The following is a 10,043-nucleotide window of genomic DNA, read 5'->3' on the forward strand; positions in this document are numbered from 1 at the left end:
AAAATCTTGCTCGCCCAAAAACCCTTGACGGTTGCCTGCTTGAAAATCGCATCGCCGGAACTGATTCGCATCAACTCACCGGACATGGCGCCGAACGAAACCAGCGTGCCGTTTTCGCCAAGCAGACCGGAGATGTCGCCGCTGGCATCGCCACCGACCGAATCGACACCTGCCACGAGCTGCGCGTCGCCGACGATGTCACGAACCTGGGTCTTCCAGCCATCGCTATCAGTCGATACCGCATTGCCGATGCCCACCTCGGCCAATTCCGCAATGCCTGCCTCGCGCCGGACCAGATTGACCACATTGATGCCGCGCGCGTTGGCCAGCATCGCCAGCGTCTTACCAACCGCACCGTTCGCCGTGTTCTGAATGAACCACTGACCGGGTTCCAGATGCAGGTATTCCAGCAGCATCACCGCGCTCAAGGGCATGGCGATCAACTGACAGCCTGTTTCGTCGCTGATCGCGTCGGGCAAGGGGACCACCGTTGCAGCCGGCGCCAGCACGTAATCGGCCCAGGCTTCGTAAATGCCGGCCACTACCACGCGCTGGCCGGGCTTCAGATGCACGACACCCTCGCCGATCGCGTCGATCACGCCGGCAACTTCAGTGCCGCCCACGGCCGGCAGTTGCGGCTTATAGCCGTATTGACCGCGAATCGTCCACAGGTCGTGATTGTGGATGGGCGACAAGGTCGATTTGATGCGCACCTGGCCCGCGCCGGGATTCGGCGTGGAACGTTCCGCGACCTGCAGCACGTCAGCGGGATTGCCGAAAGAGGAATAGATAACGCTACGCACAATCGATCTCCTGGAATGTCCAACGATGAAGGCTCCGTGCTGCACGGAGTTCGTGCTTCTGTGAGTTTCTTTGAGTGCTTCTTCGAATGCTTTGGCTAGTGCTTCTGTTCGGGAAGCGTCAATAGCGCCACGGCCCCGGCCGCAGCCGCGGCAAGGTCAAGGCGCGCGAAGTACGCTGGCGGTGACCGCCATGGCTTGCGCCATCGCGCTTCCATCCTGCCGCAGCTTGGTGACGAGCGCCGCACCGAGCCACATGTGATAGAGAAGCTCGGCTGCCTCTTTGGCCCGGATCTCCGGCGAAAGCGAGCCATCTGCTTTACCCTCTTCGATCACGGACGCGAGACGCATCATCAAGCGGTCGACGCCGTCGCGCAGCACCACGCGCATCTCATCCGAGAGATCGCCGACTTCCGCGCTCAGCTTCACCACCAGACACTTTTCGTCGCCGTTCTGATCGAGTTGTTCCTGCTGCCACGCGGCCCAATAGCTCAGCAGCTTGTCACGGCCGTTGACACCGGGCTGGCCGAACAGCGCGTCAAGGCGCGCCGCGTAGTCGACAACATACTGCTGCAGCAACTCGCTGCCGAACGATTCCTTCGAGCCGAAGTAGTGATAGAACGACCCCTTCGGGATCGCGGCAGTCGTCAGAATCTCGTTCAGCCCGACCGCGACAAAGCCTTTGCGCGCGATCAGGGCACGCCCGGCGTCGAGGATGTGCCTGCGAATGTGGGGATGGCTAGCTCTCATGGTTAGCGGATTATGGCCTCAATTAGACCAGTCGTCTAGATCCAGCGTCACCCCACCCGTTGCTTCGCCTTCAGATCGTCGAGATGAAAACCGGCGACCGTCTTGTACTGATTCGCGATCTGGCTTAACTCGTCCGCGCTGACCACATCTTCGATCCGCTCGAAGCGCTGCCCCTGCGTGCGCTCGTAGACCACCTGCAGAATCCGGTCGGGCGGCGCCTTGCGGTTCATCAGTACGACATCGCCGGTCGCCTTGACACGCGCTCGATCATAGGCAAGCAGCGCCTCCTCGCAGACGCCCAGTTCCGCACAACGGTCTGCCAGAAAGCGCGCGTCCAGAATCGCCTGCCCGGCACCGTTCGAGCCGCGCGGCACCATCGGATGCGCCGCGTCCCCCAACAGCGTGATACGGCCAAATGTCCAGCGCGGCAGCGGATCCTGATCGACCATTGGATATTCCAGAATCGTCTCCGTCGCTTCGATCATCGCCGCCACGTCCAGCCAGTCGAAATGCCAGTCCGCGAATGCAGGGAAGAAATCGGCCAGGCGCCCTTTTCCATTCCAGTCCCGGCGTGCGGGTTGCGGCGCCTCGATTTCGGCGACCCAGTTCATCAACTGATTGCCTGCGGCATCCACGTTATCGCGGATCGGGTAAATGACCATCTTGCCGTGCGTCAGCCAGCCGGCACGCACCATGCTGCCACCAGTCAGGAACGGCGGCGCCGTGATCGTTCCGCGCCACATGTTGAAACCGGAATAGCGCGGCGCGCCTTCATTCGGGTAGAACTGTTTGCGAATCACCGAGTGAATGCCGTCGCATGCCACGATCGCCGCACCGCTTGCGAGATGATCGTTGCCGGCACTATCGGTAAAGCGCGCGATTGCGCCTGTTTCGTCCTGGGTTGCGCTGACACAGCGCCGGTCTGTCACGACGCTATCCGGCCCCAGACGTTCAAGCACAGCCTTGAGCAAGATGCTCTGCAGGTCGCCGCGATGGATCGAGAACTGCGGATGATCGTAACCGGCGAAACGTCCAGCCGGTTCGCGGTAGATCAGTTGTCCGTGGCGATTGAAAAACACCGATTCCTGCGTCCTCACACCGACCGCGGCCAATTCGGCGAGAAGATCTAGTTCCGCCAGTTCACGCGTCGCATGCGGCAGCAGGTTGATCCCGACGCCGAGCGGCCTGATCTCAGGCGCCGCTTCGAAAATGCGGCTCGCGATACCTGCCTTGTGCAATGTCAGCGCCAGCGTCAACCCGCCGATCCCCGCACCAACGATAACGACCTCATTATCCTTTTTCATCTGTCTCCTCTTTCGTGATGGGCGCGGGTGAGCACGCCGTTTAATCCGTCTCTCGCGCCGCACGGTTACGCATCATTTGCGCAGACGTCTGCCGAAATATAGTGAGCCATTCCTGCTTCGTCAAGCGATTCATCCGGACAACGGAATTCGTTTGACATGGCGATCAAGATTCAATATCTTTTCGACATACGTCTGCTGATTATTCGTCAGAACGCCACCACATATCGCCAGATAGACCTACGCCGTTCGACGAAATACGGCGTTTCCAGAAAAGAACAGGAGACAAGCAATGAACACCGGCCTTCCCACATCAGACAGGAAAGCTTTCTACGAGCAGATTCGCGAACTCAACATGATCCCCCTGTGGGAATCGCTTAGCACGCTGGTGCCGCATCAGCCCAATGGACCCTGTGTGCCCGCGCTATGGAAATGGCGCGATGTACTGCCCTACATCGAACAGGCCGGCACCTTGATCACGGCTGAGGAAGCCGTGCGCCGCGTGCTCGTGCTCGAGAACCCCGCGCTGTCCGGCCACGCCAGCGTGACGCAATCGCTCTATGCCGGCTTGCAGCTGATTCTGCCGGGCGAAGTCGCGCCGGCCCACCGCCACGTGCAATCGGCGTTGCGCTTCATCGTCCACGGCCGTGGCGCTTATACGGCAGTCGACGGCGAACGCACGACCATGATGCCGGGCGACTTCATCATTACCCCGAGCTGGACCTGGCACGATCACGGCAACGACGGTATCGACGGCCACAGCGAGCCGGTCGTCTGGCTCGACGGCCTGGATATTCCGATGATTCGCTTCTTCGACGCAGGCTTCGAGGAAAAGAGCGCGGCCATGTCGCAACGGGTTACCCGACCCGATGGCAATGCGCTCGCGCGCTACGGACACAACCTGCTGCCGGTCGACTATCAACCTTCGTCGCCGACCTCGCCCATTTTTAGCTACCCGTACGACCGTACGCGCGAAGTGCTCGAGCGCCTCTATCGCGATGGTGACGTCGACGCATGGCATGGCGTCAAGCTGCGCTACGTCAACCCTGCAACCGGCGGCTGGCCCATGCCGACGCTTGCCACGTTCATGCAGTATCTGCCGGCCGGTTTCTCAAGCAAACCGTTCCGCAGCACCGACGGCGCCGTGTACTCGGTCGTCGAGGGAACCGGACGCGCAGTCATCGACGGGCAAAGCTTCGAGTTTGGCCCGAAGGATCACTTCGTCGTGCCGTCATGGAAAACGTTCACGCTGCACGCGAATGACGATGCGGTGCTGTTCAGCTTTTCGGACCGGCCGGTGCAAACCGCGCTCAACATTCTGCGCGAAGAAAAGCTGGACGCGTGAACGCGGCACGGACGATCGCAGCGATCAACACAAAACACAATCACACATGGAGAATATTCAATGAATCTGGTCTTTGAGTCCGCGCCCGCGGTAACGGTCCCGGTTGCCGGGTCGGACGACGCGTTTCCCGTCCGGCGCATCTACTGCGTCGGGCGCAACTACGCCGCTCATGCGCGCGAAATGGGCTTCGATCCGGACCGCGAGCCGCCATTTTTCTTCTGCAAGCCGACCGACGCCATCGTCCATGTCGCGCCCGGAACAATAGGCGAATTTCCGTACCCGTCCGAAACGGACAACTGCCACTACGAAATGGAACTGGTCGCCGCAATCGGCAAGGGTGGTAAAAATATTTCCGTCGACGAGGCACTCGATCACGTGTTTGGCTACGCGCTCGGACTCGATATGACGCGCCGCGATCTGCAAATGGAAATGCGGAAAATGGGGCGCCCATGGGATATCGGCAAGGCGTTCGATCACTCCGCGCCGATCGGCCCACTGCATCGCGCTGAACAGACGGGGCATCTGAAAGACGGCGCGATCTGGCTGAACGTCAACGGCACGTCGAAGCAACGCGCGGACATCTCGCAACTGATCTGGTCGGTCGCGGAAACGATCGCGTATCTGTCGCGTTTCTTCGAACTGGTGCCGGGCGATCTGATCTATACCGGCACACCGGAAGGCGTTGGCGCCGTGATCAAGGGCGATACGATGCATGGCGGCATCGACGGTCTTGGCGAACTCCAGGTCAAAGTGGTCTGAACGACTCACGTCACAACGGGGCATAACGTTCGTCATGCTCCGTTCATCGAGGATATTCCGTGCAGCTTCACAATTTTTTTCGCAGCTCCGCATCGTATCGGGTGCGGATTGCGCTAGGCCTGAAGGGCCTGCCATTCGACTACCTTCCCGTCCATCTGTCACGCGACGGCGGAGAGCAATTCGCGCCCGCCTATCGCTCGCTCAGCCCGGAGGCGCTCGTCCCGGTGCTCAGGAACGGTGAGGTGTCGCTCCATCAGTCACTTGCGATCATCGAGTACCTGGACGAACTGCATCCCGAGCCACCGCTACTGCCGCGCGATCCGCTCGGCCGCGCTACAGTGCGTGCGCTGGCTTTGGACATTGCGTGCGACATCCATCCACTCAATAACCTGCGCGTACTCAAATACCTTGGCGATACGGCAGGGCTAACAAAAGAAGCGCGAGACGCCTGGTATCACCACTGGGTCCACACGGGTTTTTTCGCGCTGGAAACAAGGCTCGCACAAAGTCACACGACGGGTCAGTTCTGCTACGGCGATCAACCGACGCTAGCCGATCTCACGCTCGTGCCGCAGGTTTTCAACGCACAACGTTTTAATGTCGACCTGAGTGCCTACCCGGTGCTTGGCCGCATCGCGCAGCGCTGCCTGCAGTTGCCTGCGTTCACTGCGGCTGCCCCCGAGCAGCAGCCTGACGCACAGTAATCTGCGCGGATGACGCCCGTCATCCGCGCCGCTCTGCAACCAGCCGTCTACACTGCGCGATAATATCGGCCAGTCACGCTTGCCGCCCGACCGCGGGCGGCCCACCTCAAGATCCGAGTCCATGGCAAAAACCCCTGTGGCGCGCGATACGCGCCAGACTCCGCTCAACCGTCTGTACGCCCGTCCCGGCTTCATGATCCGGCGTGCTCACCAGATCTCGACCGACCTCTTCATCGAAGCCTGCGCCGCGCTCGACATGACGCCCAGCCAGTATGGCGTGCTGTACATCCTCTTCCACAGCGGCCCGCTCGAACAGATTGGCATCGCACGTCTGATCGGCCTCGACCGCTCGACCACCGCGCTCGTCGTCAAGATTCTGAGCGAGCGCGGCCTGCTCGAAAAAGCAAAAAGCGAAACGGACCAGCGCAAAGTGGAAATCTCGCTGACCGAAGCGGGCCGGCAATGCTTCCGCCAATGCGAGCGCTACGCGCAGAAATCGGTCGAAGCGTTGCTCGCGCCATTCGAGCCCGTCGAGCGCACGCAATTTCTCGCATTGCTCGACAAGTTCGTTTCGCACTTCAACGACAACACGCGCGTGACATTGGGATAAAACGAATCGGCGAACCCATGCTCGCCGATTCGTTCGCCGCTGGCGCAGCTTGTTAGAGACGCACAGCGGCGCTCATATATTATTTCGCCGGTGCGGCGTCGAACCCGTACATTTGCGAGTCGACGCGCGGCACGATATGAATCCCGTTACGCGCGGCGAAAGTGGAAACCTGCAGATGTGTCGGGATGATGCCCGCTTCATCGTGCAATACCTTCGACGTTTCCTGGTAAAGCGCCTCGCGCTTCGCATCGTCGACCGTTGCCAGCCCCGCATTCAACGGCTTCCAGAAGTTCGGCGAATCGTACGTCTGGATGTTGATCTTGCGGAACGGATTGTTGGTCGGATTCGAGAACAGCGACTCGAGCTGCACGCCCATGTCGCCCGCATCCGCGCCCCAGCCGATCATGAAGAAGCCCAGTTGCAGCTGGTTCACGCGCGAGATGAACGTACCCATGGGCTGCGTCTCGACCTTGGTCTTGCAACCGATGCGCGTCAGCATTTGCGCGACACCCTGTGCCAGTTGCGAATCGTTGACATAGCGATCGTTTGGCGCAAAGAGCGTCAGCGAAAAGCACTCGGGATAACCGGCTTCGGCCAGCAGTTTTTTCGCCTCATCGGGCTTGTATGGATCGGGCGGCAGTGCCGGGTTGTAGCCGAACATCGTGCTCGGCACACTGTTCTGCGTCGCCACACCCAAACCTTGCAAGACGCGATCGACCAACACCTGGCGATTGATGGCGAGCGAGAACGCACGGCGCACGCGCACATCCTTGAACGGATTCTTGCCCAACGGTTTACCGTTGTTGTCTGTCACATACGGCGCGTTGTCGTTTAGCTGATTCATCACCCAGAAGACCATCAACGTGCTGGGCTTCGTGTAGACGGCAAGCTTTTTATCAGCCTTGATACGGGTCACATCCGCGCTCGGCACGTCGATCACCGCGTCGACGTCGCCCGACAGGATGGCCGCCACACGCGCCGCCGCATTCGGCAGGATACGCACGGTCACCTTGTCATAGGCCGGCTTGTCACCCCAATAAGCGTCGTTGCGAACGAGTTCGACGCGGTCGCCCCGCAAAAAGCGGGAAAACTTGTAAGGCCCGGTACCGACGAGGCCCTTGCCTGTTTCGAAGTCTTCGCTCTTGAGTCCCTGCGTATCTTTCTTCGACAGCATGAAAATCATGGACAGATAGTTTGGCAACACAGCCAACGGACGGGCCGTGGTCAATTTGACCGTGTACGGATCGACCACCTGCACCTTGGTGATGTCTTTCGTGAAGACCCCGAACGTAGCCGGCGAATTGGTCAGCGTGTCGGGACGCGCGAGCGAATAGACCACATCGTCTGCCGTGAACAGCGAACCGTCCTGGAACTTGACGTTCCTGCGCAGCTTGATTTCCCACGTCTTGTCGTCGAGCGGCTTCCACGATTCGGCGAGACCGGGCTGCAACCGGCCATCTGGCGACATGTCGATCAACGGTTCGAACACGTTGCGCGCAACGTTGCGGTTGCCCGGCAAATTGGCGAACTGTGGATCGAGCGACGTCACGTCTGCGCTGACCCCGTACCTGAATTCCGCTGCACCTGCATTCTGCTGCACGAACACGCTCGCGGCCAGTGCACCGGCCATAACTGCCAGCCGACCCCAGCCCCGCAATGTTGTTCCCATCTCCGTCTCCTATATGTGCAGAACCCGCAAGGGTACCCGCTTTATTGAGGAAGCCGTCAGCGACTCCCATCTGAAAACAGCACACCGAACTGAACCCAGGCGCATCAACGGCAAGTGTGTGGCTGAGTCACTTCGTGTTTACGAGCATCTCCATCGCGTCAAAATGCCTTCTGTATAACTATATTATCGTTATACACTTCTATCGAAGTCAAGCACTGCTCAAGTTGATGACGGGCGATGCAGGACCGCCGCGCGGCCTTTCGTTCAGACAACGAAATGGCTGCGCGAGCAACACGTTGCGAGGCACGAATAACTGCGAACGAAGCCTCGTAAAACATGCGGCATCTTCAACAGAACTGGCGCAGACTATTCATGGAAAGGAGACAAACAATGAGAAAGACCCTCGCCGTACCACTTGCTGCCGTGTCACTTTGTACGTTTGCAGCGGGTGCACAGGCGCAGAGCAGCGTGACGATTTACGGGATCGTCGACTCGGGCATCAGCTACGTTAGCAACAGCAACGGTCATTCCGCGTGGGTCTTCGACACAGGTGTCCCACAAGGCAACCGGCTCGGCTTCCAGGGTACTGAAGATCTCGGTGGCGGCATGAAAGCGCTATTTCGCCTCGAGAACGGCTTCAACCTGAACAACGGCACGCTCGGACAAGGTGGCATCTTCGGGCGCCAGGCTTACGTCGGCCTGTCGAATCAAATCGGTACGCTGACGATGGGCCATCAGTACGACTTCATGGGCGACATCATCGGCAACTATTCGATCGCCTATGTCGCCGGCGTGTATGCGTTCCATCCGGGTGACTACGACCGCGTATCGGGCGATCGTCTGGATAACACGGTCAAATTCGTCAGCGATAACTTCGGCGGTTTCACCGCTGGCGCGATGTATGGCTTCGGCAATACGGCGGGCAACTTCCATCAGAACAGCTCGATGAGTTTCGGCCTGACCTACGATCATGGCCCGCTCAGTCTCGGCGCAGCCTATACGGATATCAACAACTTCCGCATCGATCCGATCAACGATCTGGGCGTCAACACGCTGTTCGGCCAGCCGCTGACGGGTCCGATCGTGGCGGACAGCATGAAGACATGGGGACTCGGCGGCAGCTATTCGATCGGCAAGTTCGGCATCATGGCGAACTACACCGGCACGCGGATCTCGTACATGGGCAATGCGTCGACACTGAGCACCCTGGAAGGCAGCTTGCTGTACCACTTCACACCGGCGTTGGTGGGCGGCGCGGGGTACACGTGGTCGAAGCTCGAGAATTCGCACTGGGGCCAGACGTCGCTCGGGCTCGACTACTTCCTGTCGAAACGCACCGACCTGTATGCCCAAGTGAACTATCAACAGGCGAGCGGCGACAGTACGCGTGCGGTGATTCTGACGCTGCCGACGTCGAGCACCAACAAGCAGATCGTCGCTGGCATTGGCATACGCCACAAGTTCTGACCGATTGATCGCGAGACGTGCCGCTCGATAGCGCGAGTCGAGCGGCACAATTTGATGCCGGCGCAAGCCGGCTTTTTTGTCGCTGGATCAGGGCACACGCGGACTCGTCAACTCACGTTTTCGCCGCCCATTAAAAAGCCCGGTGTGAACCGCCAGCATCGCTGCTGTGCGATTCACACCGGGCCAGCCTTCAAAGCGTACCGGTGACGTCAGTCGATCAGATGACACGCTGCGAATTGTCCGTCGGCAGCGCGCTTCAATTCGGGCACGACCTCTTTGCAAACGGACAACGCATGCGGGCAGCGCGGATGAAAATGACACCCTGAAGGCGGATTCATCGGCGACGGAATCTCGCCCTTGATTGCATAGAAAGTCTTCTTACGCTTGTCGAGCGACGGCACCTCCGCCAGCAATGCCTGCGTGTACGGATGCCGCGGATTCTGATAGACCTGCTCGGTAAGCCCCGATTCGACAATCTTGCCGAGATACATCACGACAATGCGATCCGCGATATGGCGCACTACGCCCAGGTCGTGGCTGATGAACAGATACGTCAAACCTAGCTCTTCGCGCAGTTTGATAAACAGATTCAGCACCTGTGCCTGGATCGACACGTCGAGTGCCGCCACCGATTCATC

Annotated in this window: 10 protein-coding genes; 5 read left to right on the top strand and 5 right to left on the bottom strand. The window is 59.6% G+C overall.

The window, feature by feature from the left end:
- From VFE81_RS28830 to VFE81_RS28840, 3 genes are all read right to left on the bottom strand, one after another.
- The coding region (locus VFE81_RS28830; protein WP_325047837.1) for a zinc-binding dehydrogenase at positions 1-803 on the bottom strand (803 nt) is incomplete at its 3' end.
- A 156-nt stretch (positions 804-959) separates the two neighbouring features.
- Entirely contained in the window at positions 960-1,550 is a 591-nt protein-coding gene (locus VFE81_RS28835) for a TetR/AcrR family transcriptional regulator (protein ID WP_325047838.1), read from the bottom strand.
- A gap of 47 nt (positions 1,551-1,597) precedes the next feature.
- Positions 1,598-2,854 carry a flavin-dependent oxidoreductase gene (locus tag VFE81_RS28840; RefSeq protein WP_325047839.1) on the bottom strand — a complete coding sequence of 419 codons (1,257 nt, stop codon included), beginning with the start codon at positions 2,852-2,854 and terminating at the stop codon, positions 1,598-1,600.
- 289 nt (positions 2,855-3,143) lie between these two features.
- Between VFE81_RS28840 and gtdA the strand changes: the two genes are divergently transcribed.
- From gtdA to VFE81_RS28860, 4 genes are all read left to right on the top strand, one after another.
- Positions 3,144-4,196, top strand: a complete 1,053-nt coding sequence (gtdA, locus tag VFE81_RS28845; protein WP_325047840.1) for a gentisate 1,2-dioxygenase — start codon at positions 3,144-3,146, stop codon at positions 4,194-4,196.
- Between the two features lie 60 nt (positions 4,197-4,256).
- A complete protein-coding gene (locus VFE81_RS28850; protein WP_325047841.1) occupies positions 4,257-4,955 on the top strand; it encodes a fumarylacetoacetate hydrolase family protein in 699 nt (232 codons plus the stop codon).
- A gap of 59 nt (positions 4,956-5,014) precedes the next feature.
- Positions 5,015-5,659 carry a maleylacetoacetate isomerase gene (gene maiA, locus VFE81_RS28855; protein WP_325047842.1) on the top strand — a complete coding sequence of 215 codons (645 nt, stop codon included), beginning with the start codon at positions 5,015-5,017 and terminating at the stop codon, positions 5,657-5,659.
- 121 nt (positions 5,660-5,780) lie between these two features.
- Positions 5,781-6,269, top strand: a complete 489-nt coding sequence (locus VFE81_RS28860; protein WP_325047843.1) for a MarR family transcriptional regulator — start codon at positions 5,781-5,783, stop codon at positions 6,267-6,269.
- Between the two features lie 79 nt (positions 6,270-6,348).
- Here VFE81_RS28860 and VFE81_RS28865 read toward each other — a convergent pair whose 3' ends face one another.
- Entirely contained in the window at positions 6,349-7,938 is a 1,590-nt protein-coding gene (locus tag VFE81_RS28865; RefSeq protein WP_325047844.1) for an ABC transporter substrate-binding protein, read from the bottom strand.
- A gap of 390 nt (positions 7,939-8,328) precedes the next feature.
- Here VFE81_RS28865 and VFE81_RS28870 point away from each other — a divergent pair, with 390 nt between their 5' ends.
- Positions 8,329-9,405 carry a porin gene (locus VFE81_RS28870; protein ID WP_325047845.1) on the top strand — a complete coding sequence of 359 codons (1,077 nt, stop codon included), beginning with the start codon at positions 8,329-8,331 and terminating at the stop codon, positions 9,403-9,405.
- 209 nt (positions 9,406-9,614) lie between these two features.
- Here the strand turns inward: VFE81_RS28870 and VFE81_RS28875 are convergent.
- Positions 9,615-10,043, bottom strand: a 429-nt coding sequence (locus tag VFE81_RS28875; RefSeq protein ID WP_325047846.1) for an oligopeptide/dipeptide ABC transporter ATP-binding protein, incomplete at its 5' end; no start/stop codon positions are given.

The sequence above is a fragment of the Paraburkholderia sp. genome (assembly GCF_035656215.1).
Taxonomy (GTDB): domain Bacteria; phylum Pseudomonadota; class Gammaproteobacteria; order Burkholderiales; family Burkholderiaceae; genus Paraburkholderia.

Excerpts from the sequence above, each read along its gene's own strand:
- VFE81_RS28835 (WP_325047838.1), bottom strand. The coding sequence starts at position 1,550 with ATGAGAGCTAGCCATCCCCACATTCGCAGGCACATCCTCGACGCCGGG.
- VFE81_RS28840 (WP_325047839.1), bottom strand. The coding sequence starts at position 2,854 with ATGAAAAAGGATAATGAGGTCGTTATCGTTGGTGCGGGGATCGGCGGG.
- gtdA (WP_325047840.1), top strand. The coding sequence starts at position 3,144 with ATGAACACCGGCCTTCCCACATCAGACAGGAAAGCTTTCTACGAGCAG.
- VFE81_RS28850 (WP_325047841.1), top strand. The coding sequence starts at position 4,257 with ATGAATCTGGTCTTTGAGTCCGCGCCCGCGGTAACGGTCCCGGTTGCC.
- VFE81_RS28860 (WP_325047843.1), top strand. The coding sequence starts at position 5,781 with ATGGCAAAAACCCCTGTGGCGCGCGATACGCGCCAGACTCCGCTCAAC.
- VFE81_RS28865 (WP_325047844.1), bottom strand. The coding sequence starts at position 7,938 with ATGGGAACAACATTGCGGGGCTGGGGTCGGCTGGCAGTTATGGCCGGT.
- VFE81_RS28870 (WP_325047845.1), top strand. The coding sequence starts at position 8,329 with ATGAGAAAGACCCTCGCCGTACCACTTGCTGCCGTGTCACTTTGTACG.